The organism is Bartonella sp. AD13SXNS (genome assembly GCF_042196465.1).
Taxonomy (GTDB): domain Bacteria; phylum Pseudomonadota; class Alphaproteobacteria; order Rhizobiales; family Rhizobiaceae; genus Bartonella.
The window spans coordinates 1-607 of record NZ_JBHIQI010000110.1; the positions used below are offsets into that span (position 1 = coordinate 1).

Genomic DNA, 607 nt, shown 5'->3' on the forward strand with positions numbered 1-607 from the left:
CAAATCCAAGAAAGTATTTTTGCTGCTATTCGTTTTTGTGAGAGGGAAAGTTTTTACTTTAACGAAAGCCGTGATGTTACGTTTCAAACACGGGCGGGGCAGGGTGCTTATGATGCAAGCGATACCCGCCATCTTGAAACAGCTGTGAAAATCAAAAATGTTTATCTGAGTTCTGGTCAAGATCATAAGCTTGAATTGGAGCGGCGAAGTCCTTTTGCTCTAGAGCCTTCGTTGTCATCAGAGCAGCAAGGGACGCCGGTTTGTTACAGTTATTTTGATAGGAAATTACATCTTTATCCCACACCGGATAGAGCCTATCAGATTCAACTCATTCTCTCTCCATTGCGTTTATCAGAGATAAAGAGTGTTGATGAAGAACATCCATGGTTTATCTATGGGTTTGACTTGATTAAAGCGCGTGCAAAATATGAACTGTACAAGAATATCCTTAAAGAACCCGATTGTGCAGCCGCTGCTTACAATGACTTTAACGAGCAATTGCATGAATTGCGTGCAGAGACGTCCAAACGTCATAACGTCACTCGAATAATTCCAACGGATTTCTAAAATGGTTTATTTTCCAATCGCTGATTACAGACCAGATGTT

General features: G+C 41.0%; 1 protein-coding gene. It reads left to right on the forward strand.

Translation table 11 applies throughout. The features are described from left to right. The coding region (locus ACFIMQ_RS09670) for a hypothetical protein (protein ID WP_375703957.1) at positions 1-567 on the forward strand (567 nt) is incomplete at its 5' end. Between the last annotated feature and the right edge of the window lie 40 nt (positions 568-607).